This window comes from Streptomyces sulfonofaciens (genome assembly GCF_014656295.1).
Classification (GTDB): domain Bacteria; phylum Actinomycetota; class Actinomycetes; order Streptomycetales; family Streptomycetaceae; genus Streptomyces; species Streptomyces sulfonofaciens.
In genome coordinates, this window is record NZ_BNCD01000003.1 from 200,680 (window position 1) to 215,798 (window position 15,119).

The 15,119-nt window shown below is 73.0% G+C and carries 15 protein-coding genes; 8 read left to right on the forward strand and 7 right to left on the reverse strand.

Going from position 1 to position 15,119, the window contains the following annotated elements:
- Window positions 1-9 precede the first annotated feature (9 nt).
- Entirely contained in the window at window positions 10-846 is an 837-nt protein-coding gene (locus tag IE313_RS06675; protein ID WP_189930005.1) for an MHYT domain-containing protein, read from the reverse strand.
- A 351-nt stretch (window positions 847-1,197) separates the two neighbouring features.
- Here IE313_RS06675 and IE313_RS06680 point away from each other — a divergent pair, with 351 nt between their 5' ends.
- The 3 genes from IE313_RS06680 to fdhA all read left to right on the forward strand — a co-directional run bounded on the left by IE313_RS06680 (window position 1,198) and on the right by fdhA (window position 4,442).
- Complete coding sequence (locus IE313_RS06680) at window positions 1,198-2,085, forward strand: glycerophosphodiester phosphodiesterase (protein ID WP_189930006.1); 888 nt, start codon at window positions 1,198-1,200, stop codon at window positions 2,083-2,085.
- A 343-nt stretch (window positions 2,086-2,428) separates the two neighbouring features.
- Window positions 2,429-2,941 carry a methylated-DNA--[protein]-cysteine S-methyltransferase gene (locus IE313_RS06685; protein WP_229924461.1) on the forward strand — a complete coding sequence of 171 codons (513 nt, stop codon included), beginning with the start codon at window positions 2,429-2,431 and terminating at the stop codon, window positions 2,939-2,941.
- Window positions 2,942-3,218: 277 nt separating this feature from the next.
- The gene (fdhA, locus tag IE313_RS06690) at window positions 3,219-4,442 is read left to right on the forward strand and encodes a formaldehyde dehydrogenase, glutathione-independent (protein WP_189930008.1); all 1,224 of its coding nucleotides are present in this window, start codon (window positions 3,219-3,221) and stop codon (window positions 4,440-4,442) included.
- Between the two features lie 607 nt (window positions 4,443-5,049).
- Here fdhA and IE313_RS36160 read toward each other — a convergent pair.
- Window positions 5,050-5,202 (reverse strand): hypothetical protein, encoded by a 153-nt coding sequence (locus IE313_RS36160; protein ID WP_308439145.1) that lies wholly within the window; start codon window positions 5,200-5,202, stop codon window positions 5,050-5,052.
- 63 nt (window positions 5,203-5,265) lie between these two features.
- On the opposite strand from IE313_RS36160, the gene IE313_RS06700 reads away from it, so the two are divergent.
- From IE313_RS06700 to corA, 3 genes are all read left to right on the forward strand, one after another.
- Window positions 5,266-6,228, forward strand: coding sequence for a pseudouridine-5'-phosphate glycosidase (locus IE313_RS06700; RefSeq protein WP_189930009.1), 963 nt, complete (start codon window positions 5,266-5,268; stop codon window positions 6,226-6,228).
- Window positions 6,225-7,154: a carbohydrate kinase family protein gene (locus IE313_RS06705; RefSeq protein ID WP_229924431.1), complete on the forward strand. Its 930-nt coding sequence runs from the start codon at window positions 6,225-6,227 to the stop codon at window positions 7,152-7,154. Before IE313_RS06700 ends, IE313_RS06705 begins: the two co-directional genes overlap by 4 nt.
- A 216-nt stretch (window positions 7,155-7,370) precedes the next feature.
- Window positions 7,371-8,501: a magnesium/cobalt transporter CorA gene (corA, locus tag IE313_RS06710; RefSeq protein WP_189930010.1), complete on the forward strand. Its 1,131-nt coding sequence runs from the start codon at window positions 7,371-7,373 to the stop codon at window positions 8,499-8,501.
- Window positions 8,502-8,582: 81 nt separating this feature from the next.
- On the opposite strand, the gene IE313_RS06715 is transcribed toward corA, so the two are convergent.
- Window positions 8,583-9,005 carry a CBS domain-containing protein gene (locus IE313_RS06715; protein ID WP_189930011.1) on the reverse strand — a complete coding sequence of 141 codons (423 nt, stop codon included), beginning with the start codon at window positions 9,003-9,005 and terminating at the stop codon, window positions 8,583-8,585.
- Between the two features lie 405 nt (window positions 9,006-9,410).
- Entirely contained in the window at window positions 9,411-10,268 is an 858-nt protein-coding gene (locus tag IE313_RS06720; protein ID WP_189930012.1) for a hypothetical protein, read from the reverse strand.
- Between the two features lie 112 nt (window positions 10,269-10,380).
- On the opposite strand from IE313_RS06720, the gene IE313_RS06725 reads away from it, so the two are divergent.
- Window positions 10,381-11,022 (forward strand): nucleoside/nucleotide kinase family protein, encoded by a 642-nt coding sequence (locus tag IE313_RS06725; protein ID WP_189930013.1) that lies wholly within the window; start codon window positions 10,381-10,383, stop codon window positions 11,020-11,022.
- 381 nt (window positions 11,023-11,403) lie between these two features.
- A complete protein-coding gene (locus IE313_RS06730) occupies window positions 11,404-12,891 on the forward strand; it encodes a glutamate synthase subunit beta (RefSeq protein ID WP_189930014.1) in 1,488 nt (495 codons plus the stop codon).
- 85 nt (window positions 12,892-12,976) lie between these two features.
- Here IE313_RS06730 and IE313_RS06735 read toward each other — a convergent pair whose 3' ends face one another.
- From IE313_RS06735 to IE313_RS06745, 3 genes are read right to left on the reverse strand one after another with little or no spacing between them, the layout of a single operon-like run.
- A complete protein-coding gene (locus IE313_RS06735; protein ID WP_189930015.1) occupies window positions 12,977-13,798 on the reverse strand; it encodes an SAM-dependent methyltransferase in 822 nt (273 codons plus the stop codon).
- A 55-nt stretch (window positions 13,799-13,853) separates the two neighbouring features.
- On the reverse strand, window positions 13,854-14,096 hold the full coding sequence (locus IE313_RS06740; RefSeq protein ID WP_189930016.1) for a DUF397 domain-containing protein: 243 nt from the start codon (window positions 14,094-14,096) through the stop codon (window positions 13,854-13,856).
- The gene (locus tag IE313_RS06745) at window positions 14,097-14,957 is read right to left on the reverse strand and encodes a Sco1979 family transcriptional regulator (RefSeq protein ID WP_189930017.1); all 861 of its coding nucleotides are present in this window, start codon (window positions 14,955-14,957) and stop codon (window positions 14,097-14,099) included.
- Window positions 14,958-15,119 lie beyond the last annotated feature (162 nt).

Sequence of the window (15,119 nt, forward strand, 5' to 3'; positions counted from 1 at the left end):
CGGTTCTGATCAGCGGTTCTGCGGGGTGCGGGGCCGGCTGCGGGACAGGTCGTGAGCGCGCGAGCGCTGGGTCGGCAGGACGGCGAGCCGGCCCGTGGAGCGGGCCCGGGGGGCCGGGCCCGTCGCTCTCGCCGGGGCGAGCAGCAGGACCGCGGCGATCAGCAGCAGGAAGACGGCGGGACCGATCATCATCGTCAGGAGCGGTGTGGCGGGGGTGTCGCCGGAGGGGTCCGCCGCGGCGCCGTGCAGATGGACCCGCACGGCGCTCATGCCGACGTAGTGCATGCCGAGCACGGCCAGGCCCATCACCATGCTGGCGGCCGCGTTCCACCGCGGTCCCCTGCCCTGGCCGGCCGCCCAGAGGGCGCCGGTGGCGGCCACGACGGCGATCAGGACGGAGGCCGCGACGGTGAGGGTGTTGTACTCCAGCCGCCCGCCGAGCCGGACCCCGGCCATGCCCATGTAGTGCGTCGAGGCGATGCCCAGGCCGGTGACGGTGCCGCCGGTGAACAGGGCCGGTCCCGTGATGCCGCGGAAGCCGACTATGAAGATCCCGGTGCCCACCATGACGATGCCCACGCCCAGCCCCGCGAAGGTCGTCAGCGGGTCGTAGCCGAAGGGCGTGTGCACGACGCTGAAGCCGGTCATCGCCACGAAGTGGGTGAGCCAGACGCCGGTGCCGAAGGCGGCCGAGCTCAGCGCGAGCCAGCCGGCCCGCCCGGGCTGGACGGTGGTCAGGGACCTGGTGAGGCAGCGGAGGCCGATCGCGCCTCCGAGACAGGCCACCACATACGCCACCAGCGGTGTCACAAGACCGTAGCTCAAGCCGTCGACCTTGGCGTACATGCTGGGCAGCCCTCCATCCTGTCGTGCCCGCGACGCGCGTCAGGGCATGTGACACGCGCCCGGCCCGCTCCCGCGTGCCGGTGGACCCCTGCCATGAGCCCTGACGTCCCGCGTCACCGGCCGGCGAAGACCACGGGTGAGGCGAGAGTACGGCTCCCCCAGGAACACATGAACGATTTTCCGGCAAAGAATCCCGACTGATCGTGCGTGCCCGATGTGATGATCCTTTACAGACGGCCCCGCCGTCCCGGTAGCCATCCTTTCACTCTCCGGACACCTCTCGCCTGTGTTCCACCGCCGGTGTGCTGTCACGCTCGTACAGAACGTGATCGCTCGATGGAAGGAGTGCCCGTGTACGCTCGCGCCGCCGCAGCCACGACCGCCGCCCTGGTGGGAACCTGCGCACTGCTCCTGCCCGCCCAGCCCGCCCCCGCGGCCGCCCCGGGCCCCGTCGTCGTGGCGCACCGCGGGGCGTCCGGCTATGCCCCCGAGAACACCCTGGAGGCCGTGGACCAGGCCGCTCAGTTGGGCGCCGACTGGGTCGAGAACGATGTGCAGCGCACCAGGGACGGCGAGCTGGTGGTGATCCACGACACCGACCTGAAGCGGACCACCGACGCCGAGGCCGTCTTCCCTGACCGGGCGCCCTGGCGGGTCGGCGACTTCACCGCGGCCGAGATAGCACGGCTCGACGCGGGCTCCTGGAAGGACGAGCGGTACGCGGGAGCCCGGATCCCGACCCTGGAGCAGTACCTGCGCCGTGTCGAGCACAACGGCCAGAAGCTGCTGATGGAGATCAAGGCGCCCGAGCTCTATCCGGGCATCGAGAACGACATCCTGAAGGTGCTCGGCGCGCAGAGCTGGCTGGACCCGCGCCACGTCGGTGCCCGGCTGGTCATCCAGAGCTTCGGCGCGGACAGCGTACGGACCGTGCACGCCCTGCGGCCCGATGTCAAGACCGGCTTCCTCGGCGCACCGCCCGTCGCCGAACTCCCCGGGTACGCGGCCTTCACCGACCAGATCAACCCCGACCAGACGACCCTCACGGCCGACTACGTCAGGGCCGTGCACGCGCTGCGCGGTGCCCACGGCCGGCGCCTGGAGGCCTACACCTGGACGGTGAACGACACGGCCACGGTGCAGCGGGTCGCCGACCAGGGCGTGGACGGCATCATCACCAACTACCCGGACACCGTCGCGGGCGCCCTGGACAACCGCGCGGCGCTCTGCCCGTCCTGACCCGGCCGGACCGGCACCGGTGGCGGCCCGGGTGCCGCGGCTGCCACCGCTGCCGGAGCGCCGCCCGCTCCGGAGCGGCGGCCGCCCTTGGCGGCGCCCACCCTGGGCGGTGGTCCGACGCCGTGCGGCGGACCCGTGCGCGGCCGCCGCACGACCCGTTGTCGGTGCCGGCCCCTACGGTGGCGGTATGAACGACTACCGGGACGACCGCCGGGCAGACGACCAGACCGACCGCGACGGCCGGGGCGCCCGCGACGACCGGACGCAGCAGTGGTCCTCCCGGGCGGAGGGCGCACAGGACGGGGCGCCGCGGGAGGCGGCCGCAGGGCGGCTCGCGTGGGCCGTGATCGCCACCGACATCGGCCCCCTGCTGCTCGCGGCCACCGGGAAGGGCCTGGTCCAGGTGGTCTTCCACGCCTCGGACGCGGTGCGGGACAAGGCGCTCGGCCGGCTCGCCGCACGGCTCGGCGCCGAGCCGTGCGAGGCCCCCGGCTCCCCGCTGCTCGCCGAACCCGTACACCAGGTGAAGGCCTATTTCGCCGGTCGGCGCCGGGACTTCGAGCTGCCGCTCGACTGGTCGCTGATCACCGGCTTCAACCGCCAGGTCCTGCACGAGCTGGCCTCCGGCGTGCCCTACGGCACCGTCGTGGGCTACGGCGATCTGGCGCGCCGGGTGGGCCAGCCGGGCGCCGCGCAGGCCGTGGGCGCCGCCATGGGCGCGAACCCGCTGCCGGTCGTGGTGCCCTGCCACCGTGTGGTGGAGAGCGACGGCGGCATAGGGGGCTTCGGCGGTGGCCTGGAGACCAAGCGGAAGCTGCTCGCGCTGGAGGGCGTACTGCCGCAGCCCCTGTTCTGAGCAGAGCAGCCCCGTTCCGGGCAGGTCGCAGCCCGCGTTCCCGGGCCGGTTCCGAGATCCCTGGGGTCGACCGGCGCGCACCGGACTGGAAAGGCCATCGCTGGGAAGTCGGTCGGAGGAACGGCCCTGGCGCGGGGCGCACGGAAGACCGATCGGTTTTCCTCCCGCCCGGCGGTGGGCCGCCGCCCGAGGAACACAGCGCCGTAAGCCGCGGGGCGCTGCCCTGCGCTGGCCCAGCAGGAATCCGGATCACGGAAGCCGAAGGGACGGCGATCTCATGAACAACCGGGCAGTCAGCTACATCAGGCCGGGGACGGTCGAGGTCCACGACATCGACTATCCGACGCTGGAGCTCAAGGACGGGCCGGGCGTGGCGCCTGCGAACGTCGGCCGCAAGTGCCGGCACGGAGCCATCCTCAAGGTGCTCGCCACCAACATCTGCGGCAGCGACCAGCACATGGTGCGTGGCCGCACCACCGCGCCCGAGGGCCTCGTCCTCGGCCACGAGATCACCGGCGAGGTGGTGGAACGCGGTCCGGACGTGGAGTTCGTCCAGGTCGGGGACATCGTCTCCGTGCCGTTCAACATCGCCTGCGGCCGCTGCCGCAACTGCAAGGAGCGCCAGACCGGGATCTGCCTCAACGTGAACCCGGGGCGTCCGGGCGGCGCCTACGGCTACGTCGACATGGGCGGCTGGGTCGGCGGTCAGGCCGAGTACGTCATGGTCCCCTACGCGGACTTCAACGTGCTGCCCTTCCCGGACCGGGACCAGGCGCGCGAGAAGCTGCTGGACCTGACGATGCTGTCCGACATCTTCCCGACCGGCTACCACGGCGTGGTGAGCTCGGGTGCGGGCGTGGGCTCCTCGGTGTACATCGCGGGCGCGGGACCGGTCGGCCTCGCCGCCGCTGCCGCTGCGCAGCTTCTGGGCGCGGGCTCGGTCATCGTGGGCGACCTCAACACCGACCGCCTGGCCCAGGCCCGCAGTTTCGGCTGCGAGACGGTCGACCTGACCCAGGGCACCCTGGAGGACCAGATCGCCGAGATCCTGGGCGTGCCGGAGGTCGACGCGGCGGTCGACGCGGTCGGCTTCGAGGCGAGGGCGCACACCAGGGAGGGCGAGGAGGCCCCGGCCACGGTCCTCAACTCCCTGATGACCGTCACGCGCGCGGGAGGCGCGCTGGGTATACCCGGACTGTACGTCACCGAGGACCCGGGCAGTTCGGACGACGAGGCCCGGGTGGGCACCCTGAAGGTGCGCCTCGGGCTCGGCTGGGCCAAGAGCCACCGGTTCACCACCGGCCAGTGCCCGGTGATGAAGTACCACCGCGGCCTGATGCAGGCGATCCTGCACGACCGGGTGCAGATCGCGAAGGCCGTCAACGCCACGGTCCTCAGCCTGGAGGACGCGCCGCGGGGCTACGCGGAGTTCGACAAGGGCGCGAGCCACAAGTACGTCCTCGACCCGCACGGCGCCCTTGAGGGGGTGAAGCCCCTCTGAGTTCGGCGGCCGACACGCGCGCGTGGGCACACCGGGGGGTCAACGTGCACCACGCGCGCGTATGCATCCTGCCCGCCCGTGCCCCCGGCCAGACGCGCCGGGCGGGGCGGGCGGCGGTGGCCGCGGGCGGACACGGCGTTCGAAGGGTGCCTCGAAAAGCGAAGGGCGCGGAGGTGGGCGCCCGGCGGCTACTCGTGCGCCGGTGACGGGTCGTAGTGCCGTGCCACGAGCACGTTCTCGTCCGGGTCGGGAGAGTTGCCGTCCGGGTCGGGGAGGCAGAAGCTGCGACGGGGCCTCACCACGGGCTCCGAAGGCGTTCCCGGATCTCCGAGACGGGCACGCCGTGCTCTGGAGCCGCGCCCCGGGGGCGCAGTCGGACGCGGCGGACGGCAGGGCGACGCAGACGTGGTTGGCGGGGTGGCCGGCGCTGCGCGCGGCGTCGGGGACCGTCGTCATACGGGGCGCCGTCTCCAGCGGCATCAGGTCGAAGAGGTCTCCTCCATCGGGGCGGACCGAGGGGAAGGGCACCGAGCCCTCGGAGAACGCGCCCGACCGCAGTGCGGGCGGGCCGGGCACCTTCGCGCAGGACTCCGCGGACACCACCGGGTCATGCGCCCGCCAGCACGACGTGGTCGAGCCGGGCCCCGCCGGCCCGTCCGCCCACGGCGCCCCGTTCGCCGGCGCCCTCCGCCGCGGCGCCAGGACCTGCGGTACCGCGGGGAGCGCCCGGTGCGGACGAACCGCCTGTGTGACCTGTCATGCGCCAGGGCTCGCGCCGGGCGTGCGCGGCGGCAGGTTTGGCGCGGTGGGTCGCCCGCCGAAGATGTCAGAAGGCGCTTCGCGGCGCCCCTGGGACACGTTCTGGAGGCGGGAGAGACTCGTGCTGGTGGTGTCGGAAGAGGTTCGGCAGGCGCTCGCGACCGGGCGCCCGGTCGTCGCCCTGGAGTCCACGATCATCGCGCACGGGCTGCCGCGCCCCCGCAATCTCCAGGTCGCCCTGGAGCTGGAGGAGGCGGTGCGGGACGAGGGAGCCGTACCGGCGACGACGGCGGTGCTGGACGGGCGGCCCCATGTCGGTCTCAGGCCCGCGCAGTTGGAGCGGATCGCGGGCGAGGACGGCATACGCAAGCTGGGGCACCGCGACCTGCCGCTGGCGGTGGCGGCCGGGGCGAGCGGCGCGACCACCGTGTCGGCGACGGCGCTGCTCGCCGCCCGCGCGGGGGTGCGGGTGTTCGCGACGGGCGGGCTCGGCGGGGTCCACAGGGAGTGGACGGTGACGCAGGACGAGTCGGCCGACCTCGGACTGCTGGCCCGCACCCGGATCACGGTGGTGTGCGCGGGCGTGAAGTCGATCCTGGACGTGCCGGCGACCTTGCAGCGGCTGGAGACGCTGGGCGTGGCGGTGGCCGGGTACGGCACCTCGCGCTTCCCGGGGTTCTACCTGGCCGACTCGGGCCATCCGGTGGACTGGACGCTGCGCACGCCGGACGAGGTGGCGGCGGTCATGCGGGCCCAGGACATGCTCGCGGGCCCGAACTCGGCGCTGATCGTCGCCCATCCGGTGCCCGAGTCGGAGCAGCTCGATCCCGTGCTCCACGCGCGTGTGCTGGCCGACGCGCTGCGGGAGTGCGACGAGCGGGGCGTGACCGGACAGGCCGTCACGCCCTTCCTCCTCGACTACCTGGTCCGCCACACGGACGGCGCCTCCCTGGCAGCCAACCTGGCCGCGGTGCGCGGCAACGTGCGCCTGGCGGGACGCATCGCCGCGGCCTGGTCGAGGATGTGAGCGCCGGCCCGGGCGGCCCCGGAGGGCTGCTGGTGGTCGGGGACGTGGTCACCGACGTCGTGGCGCGCCACCACGGCCCGCTGAAGCACGGCACGGACACCTCGGCCACCGTGCGGGTGCTGCCGGGTGGAGCGGGGGCCAACGTCGCCTGCTGGGCGGCTCACTGGGGGTGCTCCGCGGTTCGGCTGCTCGGCTGCGTGGGGGCCGAGTCCGCCGACTGGCACCGGCGGGCGCTGGTGGCGGCGGGCGTCGTTCCCCAGCTCGTCGTCCACCCGGAGGCGCCGACGGGCACGGTGGTCTGCCTGGTGGACGGGGCGGCAGCCGCGGAACGCACCTTCCTGTCCGACAGCGGAGCGTCCGTGCGGCTCTCCCCCGCCGACTGGTCGGCCGCCGTGCTGGACGGCATCGCTCATGTGCACCTGTCGGGCTACCTCCTCTTCTCACCGTCGGGGCGCGACCTGGTGGTGACGGCGGTGGCATCGGCCCGCGCGCGTGGAGTACGGGTGAGCTGTGATCCCGCGTCGGCGGGGTTCCTGCGGGAACTGGGCGTCGGGCGCTTCCTGTCGCTGCTCGACGGGGTGGACGTCCTGCTGCCCAGCGAGGACGAGACGCGGCTGCTGACCGGTCTCACCGATGCGGTGGCCGCCGCGGCCAAGCTGAGCACGCTGTTTCCACTGGTGGTGGCGAAGCGGGGCGCGGACGGCGCACTCGTGGCGCGGGACGGTGCCGTACGGGCCCGGGTGCCGTCCTTCCCGGTCGTGCCGAAGGACTCCACGGGCGCCGGGGACGCCTTCACGGGGGCGTTCCTCGCAGCACTGCTCGCGGGCACGCCGGCCGAGGGGGCAGCGGTCGAGGGGTGCCGCGCGGGGGCGCGCGCCGTCGCCGCGCTCGGTGGGAGGCCGCCGGCCGGGCGCCGGGAGCGATGACGGTGGACGGCCGGCGGGGCAGGGCCACGGGTGCGGGCCGCGACGCAGGTGACGGTCGGGTCGCGGGGCGGGCAGCGTGGCGGAGGCATGCCGTCCGGTATTGGGGGCGCATGGGGCGTCGCGGGCGCCGTGGGGTTGTCCACAGGGCGCAACGCGTTTGGGCGGGTGCTGGCAGACTGGCCCGCCGAAAGCACAGTCCAGGGCAAGGAGCCGTACATGTCGATGGCCGGCAATCTCCGAAGGGTCCGGGACCTTCGCGGTGTGGGCGGCCTGCGGAAGGTGGCGCGTCTGACGCGCGGCCGTACCCGCACCGTCGACCTGAGCCACCACGCACGCTCACCCCTCGGCTCCACGGTGGTGAACTGCGTCACGTACCACGGCGGTGTCCGCCAGCCGGGCGGGCACGGACTCGTCGACGCGGTCGAGCGGGTCCGCGCGGCGGGCGAGGGCTTCGTCTGGCTGGGGCTGCACGAGCCCTCCCAGGAGGAGTTCAAGGACGTCGCCGAGCTGTTCGGCCTGCACCCGCTCGCCGTGGAGGACGCGGTGGACGCCCACCAGCGCCCGAAGGTGGAGCAGTACGGCGACTTCCTCTTCGCCGTGTTCAAGACGGTCTGCTACGTGGAGCACGCCGAGCTCACCGCCACGAGCGAGGTGGTGGACAGCGGCGAGATCATGGTCTTCGTCGGCCCCGACTTCGTCATCACCGTCCGGCACGGACGGCATGGCTCGCTGGGGCCGGTGCGCGAGGGTCTGGAGGCCGACCCCGAGCAGCTCGCCAAGGGCCCGGCCGCGGTCCTGCACGCGATAGCGGACCACGTCGTGGACGAGTACGTGGCCGTCACCGACGCGGTGCAGGACGACATCGACCAGGTGGAGACCGACGTCTTCGCCGAGGACGGCGCCCGCACCGATCCGGGCCGCATCTACCAGCTCAAGCGTGAGCTGCTGGAACTCAAGCGCGCGGTGCTGCCCCTCGCCCGCCCGCTGGAGGTGCTCGCGACCGAGCGGATACGGCTGATCGCCCCGGATATACGCGCCTACTTCCGCGACGTGGGCGACCACCTGGCCAGGGCCGTCGAGCAGGCCGCCGCCTTCGACGACCTGCTGAACTCCATCCTGCAGGCGCACCTGGCCCAGGTGACCGTCAAGCAGAACGAGGACATGCGGAAGATCACCGCCTATGCCGCCGTGATCGCCGTTCCGACGATGGTCTGCGGCATCTACGGCATGAACTTCGACCACATGCCCGAACTCCACTGGAGGTTCGGATACGGGCTGGTGTGGGTCGTGATCGTGACGGCCTGCCTCCTGCTGTACCGGGGGTTCCGGCGCGCCGGTTGGCTCTGACCCGGTGCCGCGCGGTGAAGCCGCCGCCGCGTCGGCGCACGCAGGGGCACGCCCGCTCAGCTCAGGACCGCCCAGGGCCGCTCAGGGCATCGCGTAGACGTCCTCGGCCCACCGTGCGAGCTGGCCCTCCGGCAGGTGGCCGGCGAGATCCGCCTCGCTGATCATGCCGACGAGCCTCTTGTTCTCGTCGATCACGGGCAGGCGGCGGATCTGGTGGCCCTGCATCTGCTGGAGCGCGTCGCTCACATCGGAGTCGGTGGTCACCCAGCGCGGGGTGCCCTGGGCCATGTCGCCCGCGGTCGTCCTCGACGGGTCGTGCCCCGCGGCGATGCAGCCCACCACGATGTCGCGGTCCGTGAGCATGCCGCACATCCGCTCGTTGGAGTCGCTGATGGGCAGTGCGCCCACGTCCATTTCGCGCATCATCTGCGCGGCCCTGTCCAGGGTCTCCGTTGCGGGGATCCACTGGGCGCCGCGGTGCATGATGTCTCCGGCGGTGGTCATAAACACCTCCACATACCGGACCGCCGGCGCGGCGCGCGTGACGGCACCGAGCCCGGCGCTCGTTCGCGCCGCACCGTGCGGTTCGTTTGCCAGTCTGCCTTGCGCTGCTTGCCGACTCTCCCTGACACGCGAGCGCAAACCCGGTCGGGGACGGGTTCTGCACCGGGCCGGGTACCCGCGGACCGGCTCACCCCGGCGGCCGCGCGGCGGCAGTCGGCGGCACGCGACGGCGATCGGCGGCAGTCGGCGGCACGAGGGCAAGCGGCGGCAGGACGGCGTCCGGCCGCCACCGGCGCTGTGCCCTCGGCACCCGGCCCCAGCGCCCCTCCCCGGGGGCTTTCGCCCATCAGCCCGGACCCCGCTCCCGCCTCCACCGGCGGGCTGCGCCGCCCCGCACCGGCTGGGTCAGTCCGCTTCGCTGCCGTGTGCGCTCCCGCCCCGTCCGCTCCCGGCCTCGCAGCCGACCCGTTCGGTGCTCAGGGCGATGTCGTCCAGGCGGAGGTCGTAGCCGTCCGGTACGGGGTCGGCCTGGTAGAGCTGCCAGCCGAGCTCGACGGTGCGGAAGCTCGGGAAGACGAAGTCGACCGGGTTGCCGCCGTGGTGCGTGGTGTCGACGGTGAGGTCCGGCTGTGACCGGCCGTTGATCCAGACGGCGATCCGGTTGTCGGCGGCGTCCATCTGCCACTCCAGGCACTGCCACACGCCCGCCCGGGCCGGGGCGGACTCCCGCCAGGCCGTCCAGTCGCCGGTCGGCCCGCCGTCGGAGCCCACGCCCCACAGATCGCCGCCCACGTCGGGCACGTACTGGCCGCCCAGCGGCCGGATGAGGCCGGGGCCTTCACCGGCGGCCTCGACGAGTGTCCAGTGCGCCCAGTCGGGAGCGGTGGGGAAGGCGTCGACGCGCACGCGCAGGCGGCCCCAGAAGCTGTTTCCGGGCGGTGCGAAACCGTTCACGCGGAGAAAGGCACTGCCATTGCCCCGGGTGCTGACGTGCAGGTTCCGTCCGCCGGTTCCGGCCGCCTCGACGGTGAGCGTGCCGCCCGTTGCGACGGTGTCCCAGTTCGGGCTCTCGGCGTGACCTGGCGCCAGCGCGTCGAAGTTCTCGCAGAACAGCACCGGCGGAGCGCACGCGATCCGGTGGGCGGGGGCGGCCGGGGCACCGGCGGGGTGCGGGGTGCCTGCGGCGCCCAGGGCCGCGGGGGCGGCTGCGAGCAGCAGCGCCGCGAAGGCCGCGAGGGACACGAGGAGCGGGCGTTTTCCCATGGCAGACGGACTCCTGGTCGTCGGGCCCGCCCCGCACGAGGAAGTTTGACGTGTACGCGGCATCCTACCGGCGGGAGAGCCGCGGCACACCGCAGGACCTACGGGAGGCATCATGGGCCGGGTGCGATTGGAAGCGATCACCTGGGAGAGGCTCGGCGAGGCGCTCGCCGAGCGGCTGGCCGACCTGAAGCCCGAGGACGGCGGCGCCTGGCCGAGGATCGCGTTCGACGGCGCTCCCGCCGCCCGGCCCGGAGAGCTGGCCGACCGGGTCGCCGAGGTGCTGCGGCTGCTCGGCAGGCCCTCGCTCGTGGTCGGCGTGGAGGGGTTCCTGCGGCCCGCCTCGCTGCGCCTGGAGCACGGGCGCGAGGACGTGGAGACCTACTACGACGCCTGGTTCGACACGGGGGCGCTGTGGCGGGAGGTGTTCGGACCGCTGCAGGCGGACGGTGACGGCCGGGTACTGCCCGACCTCTGGGATCCGGTCACCGACCGCGCCACGCGCAGCCCGCGCGTGGCCCTGCCGCCCGGCGGGCTGCTCCTGCTGCACGGGCCGCTGCTGCTGCACCACTGGTTCCCCTTCGACCGCACCGTGCACGTACAGCTCTCCCCGGGCGCCCTGCGGCGGCGCACTCCCCCGCAGACGCAGTGGACGTTGCCCGCCTTCGAACGGTACGAGCACGAGGTGGACCCGGCGGGGGCGGCCGATGTGCTGGTACGCGCGGACGACCCGCGACGGCCGGCCTGGACGGGGTGAGGCCCCGCGCACGCCCGAGCGCGCCCGGGTGGGCACGCGCACGCGACCGCGCCCGTACCGGCCGGCAGGACGGACGCCCCGGCGCACCGGCGCAGGCACACCGCACACCGCACACCGCACACCGCACACCGCACACCGCACACACGGAGGCGGTCCCACGACTACAGGTACACGCCGAACCGCAGAACCGCCGATGCGGCGAAACGGCGAAACGGCGAAGCGCGGAACGACAGCGGCACTCCGCGCCACGCGACCCGCGTAATCCCGGGCATCATGGGAAAAAGCACGACAGGACAGACGCACGACAGGACAGACTTACGAGACGATGCTGCCCCGGCCGCGCCGGTGCGCCGATCTGCGGCCGTGGGCCAGGAGGCGGCCATGGCCGACCCCGAGGGCTTTATGCACACCCCGCGCCGGGAGTGGCCGCGCCGGCCCGTCGAGGAGCGGGTGCGGGACTGGGACGAGGTCGCCGTTCCCGGCGCGCTGCTGCCGATCGTCGGCGAGCAGGCCGGACGCTGCATGGACTGCGGGATCCCGTTCTGTCACGAGGCGTGCCCGCTCGGCAACCTCGTTCCGGAGTGGAACATCCTGGTCGCCCGCGACGACTGGCAGGCCGCGGCGGAGCGGTTGCACGCAACCGACAACTTCCCCGAGTTCACCGGTCTGCTCTGCCCCGCACCGTGCGAGTCGGGCTGTGTGCTGGCCATCAACCAACCCGCCGTGACCATCAGGAACGTCGAGGCGGCCATCGCCGACCGCGCCTGGGCCGAGGGCTACGCACCGCCCAAGCCGCCGCGCCGCCTGACCGGCAGGACGGTCGCCGTGGTCGGTTCGGGGCCCGCCGGGCTCGCCGCCGCACAGCAACTGACCCGGGCCGGGCACACGGTCGCCGTGTACGAGCGCGACGACCGGCCGGGCGGGCTGCTGCGGTACGGCATCCCCTCGTTCAAGATGGAGAAGTACCGGCTCGACCGGCGCATCGAGCAGATGCGCGAGGAGGGCACCAGGTTCCGTACCGGCACCGACGTCGGACGCGACCTCGGAGCCCGCGAACTCCGCGGGCGCTATGACGCCGTGCTCCTCGCCATGGGCGCCACGGCCTGGCGGGAGCTGCCCGTACCGGGCCGGGGTCTGGCCGGCATCCACCAGGCGATGGAGTACCTGCCGCTGGCCAACCGCGTGCAGCAGGGCGACATCACCGCCTCGCCGATGTCCGCCGCGGGCCGGGACGTCGTCATCGTCGGCGGCGGCGACACCGGGGCGGACTGCCTGGGCACCGCGGTCCGGGACGGTGCCCGGTCGGTGACCCAACTGGACATCTATCCGCAACCGGGAAAGGAGCGGGACGAGGCCGCCGAGCCCTGGCCCACGCATCCCAGGATCTACCGGATGTCCGCCGCGCACGAGGAGGCCCGCGATCTCGGCACGGCACCCGCGGCCGACGCGGACGCACGGCTGTTCGCCGCGTCCACCCTCAAGTTCTCCGGCGACGGCCGGGGGCGGGTGCGGGCCGTGCGGCTGGTCGAGGTGGACGACGAGCGGCAGCCGAGGACGGGCACGGAGCGCGAACTCGCCGCCGACCTGGTACTGCTCGCCCTCGGCTTCTCGGGTCCGGGCCGCGGTGACGGGATCCTCGACCAGCTCGGCCTCGAACTGGACGGGCGCGGCACACTGGAACGCGACCGGGGCTTCGCCACCCCTGTACCGGGCGTCTTCGCGGCGGGCGACGCGGCGCGCGGCCCGTCGCTGATCGTCTGGGCGATCGCGGAGGGCCGGGCGGCGGCGTCGGCGGTGGACCGCCATCTGACGGGAACGACCAGGCTCCCGTCGCCGATCGGGCCCTTCGACCGGCCGATGTCGGTGTGAGACGGCACGGCCCCGAAACGTACGGGAAGGCGGCCCGGCCCCGCGAGGACCCGGCCGCCTTCCGCCGTCTCACACCCGTGGAGCGTTACGGCTTGCGCCCCACCGCCGCGTACCCGGGGATGGGGCCGTCGTCCTGGCCGGGCACCGGATCGCCGAGTTCCGGATGCCACTGGGGGACGACCACCACTCCCGGGTCGACGAGGTCGAGGCCGTCGAAGAACCGCGTGATCTGCTCGCCGGTGCGCAGGGACAGCGCGACGTCGCGGGACTGGTAGAGCTCGGTGGCCTCCTTGGCGGTGTCCGGCGTGAAGTCCGCCGAAGCATGGGACAGCATCAGGAAGCTTCCGGAGGGGAGAGCGGACACCAGACGGTCCACCAGGTCGCCCGCCCCGTCCTCGTCCCGGATGAAGTGCAGCAGGGCGACGAGGGAGAGCGCGACGGGCCGGTCGAAGTCCAGGAACTCTCCGGCCCGCCGCAGGATGGTGTCCGTGTCGCGCACATCGGCCTGCACGTACGCGGTGACGCCCTCCGGCGCGCTGCGCAGCAGCGCCTCGGCGTGGGCCAGCACGATCGGGTCGTTGTCGCAGTAGACGACGCGCGCCGCGGGAGCGACCTGCTGGGCGACCTGGTGCAGGTTCGGCTCGGTCGGGATGCCGGTGCCGATGTCCAGGAACTGCCGTACGCCGTTGCCGGCCAGCCAGCGGGTGGCACGGTGCATGAAGGCTCTGTTGACACGTGCCATGACCGGCAGACGCGGCTCCAGCGCGACGAGTTGCCTGCCCATTTCCTCGTCGACCGGGTAGTTGTCCTTGCCGCCGAGGAACCAGTCGTACATGCGGGCCGGATGCGGCTTGCTGGTGTCTATGTGCGACGGATCCCGCGGTACGGCGGTGTCGTGCACGGGCATGATGAGGGCTCCAGAAACTCTGTGTGGGGGGTGCCTGCGCAGTGCAGTGCCCCGGTCAGGACAGCAGGAAATCCGCTTCCCCGGCCTTGGCACCCAGGATGAACGCACTGATTTCGCCAAGGGTGTAGATCAGGGCGGGCCCGTCGGGGTCGGCGGACTGCCGAACGGCCACCCTGCCGTCCGCGAGCTTCATGGCCTCCACGCAGTTGCCGCCGTTGCCGCCGCTCCACGGTTTGTGCCAGCCCTCCGTGCCCAGGTCGCTGGAGGGCATTCCGTTGTATATGGGGGGTTGTTGCATTCACAGCTCCTTGCGGAGATCCCGGAGGATCTCCTTCGTGCGATGTGCTGTGGCGGCGTGCGCCGCCATGCGGTCCATGACCTCCAGGTGGGTCGCCACCTCGGCACGCGCGTCCAGGTAGACGGCGCCGGTCAGGTACTCGCTGTAGACCATGTCGGGGAGTTCCGGCATGGCGAATCGGAACAGCACGAAGGGCCCGTAGGTGCCGGGATGCGGTCCGGACGCGAACTGCGCGATCTGCAGCGTCACATGGGGCAGCTTCGACGCCTTCAGCAGACGGTCGATCTGCCCGCGCATGACGTCCGTGTCACCGACGGGCCTGCGCAGCGCGGTCTCGTCCATGACCACCCACAGGCGCGGGGCGTTCTCGCGGGTGAGCAGTTGCTGCCGCTGCATGCGCAGCGCCACGTGCCGCTCGATGTCCTCGGGCCTGGTCTGGCCGATGGCGCCGGAGTGCAGCACCGCGCGCGCGTAGTCCTCGGTCTGCAACAGGCCGGGCACGAAGTGGGGCTCATACGATCGGATGAGACTTGCCGCGCCTTCCAGGCTGACGTACATCGAGAACCAGCCGGGAAGGATGTCGTGGAAGCGCTGCCACCAGCCGGGCCTGTTGGCCTCCTCGGCGAGTGCGACGAAGTCCGCCGCTTCCTCGTCGCCGATGCCGTAGGACCTCAGCAGGAGCTGGAGGTACGGGATCTTGAGGGCGACCTCGGCCATCTCCATGCGGCGGACCGTGGCGGGCGCCACCCGCAGCACTCGCGCGGCCTCCTCGCGCTTGAGACCCGCACGTTCACGCAGGTCCTGGAGGCGCCGGCCGAGGACGACCTGGCCGACCGTCGGTGCAGACCGCGGTTCACTCACGTCCCACCTCCACCTGGTCAGCGTTGCACACGTCCGGTCCCCGTCATCTGCGGGCCACGCGGTTCAGCCCGGTGCGGTCGAGGTCTCCGGGCGGCCTGCGCAGGCCGGAACCGGCCGCGCGGCGAGCCACTGCGAGCAGTGTGCCACGGGCCCTCACTCGCA

Bases quoted from the DNA above. Each gene is read 5' to 3' on its own strand.
- IE313_RS06675 (WP_189930005.1), bottom strand. From the start codon at position 846: ATGTACGCCAAGGTCGACGGCTTGAGCTACGGTCTTGTGACACCGCTG.
- fdhA (WP_189930008.1), top strand. From the start codon at position 3,219: ATGAACAACCGGGCAGTCAGCTACATCAGGCCGGGGACGGTCGAGGTC.
- IE313_RS36160 (WP_308439145.1), bottom strand. From the start codon at position 5,202: ATGACAGGTCACACAGGCGGTTCGTCCGCACCGGGCGCTCCCCGCGGT.
- IE313_RS06700 (WP_189930009.1), top strand. From the start codon at position 5,266: ATGTCAGAAGGCGCTTCGCGGCGCCCCTGGGACACGTTCTGGAGGCGG.
- corA (WP_189930010.1), top strand. From the start codon at position 7,371: ATGTCGATGGCCGGCAATCTCCGAAGGGTCCGGGACCTTCGCGGTGTG.
- IE313_RS06715 (WP_189930011.1), bottom strand. From the start codon at position 9,005: ATGACCACCGCCGGAGACATCATGCACCGCGGCGCCCAGTGGATCCCC.
- IE313_RS06720 (WP_189930012.1), bottom strand. From the start codon at position 10,268: ATGGGAAAACGCCCGCTCCTCGTGTCCCTCGCGGCCTTCGCGGCGCTG.
- IE313_RS06725 (WP_189930013.1), top strand. From the start codon at position 10,381: ATGGGCCGGGTGCGATTGGAAGCGATCACCTGGGAGAGGCTCGGCGAG.
- IE313_RS06730 (WP_189930014.1), top strand. From the start codon at position 11,404: ATGGCCGACCCCGAGGGCTTTATGCACACCCCGCGCCGGGAGTGGCCG.
- IE313_RS06735 (WP_189930015.1), bottom strand. From the start codon at position 13,798: ATGCCCGTGCACGACACCGCCGTACCGCGGGATCCGTCGCACATAGAC.
- IE313_RS06740 (WP_189930016.1), bottom strand. From the start codon at position 14,096: ATGCAACAACCCCCCATATACAACGGAATGCCCTCCAGCGACCTGGGC.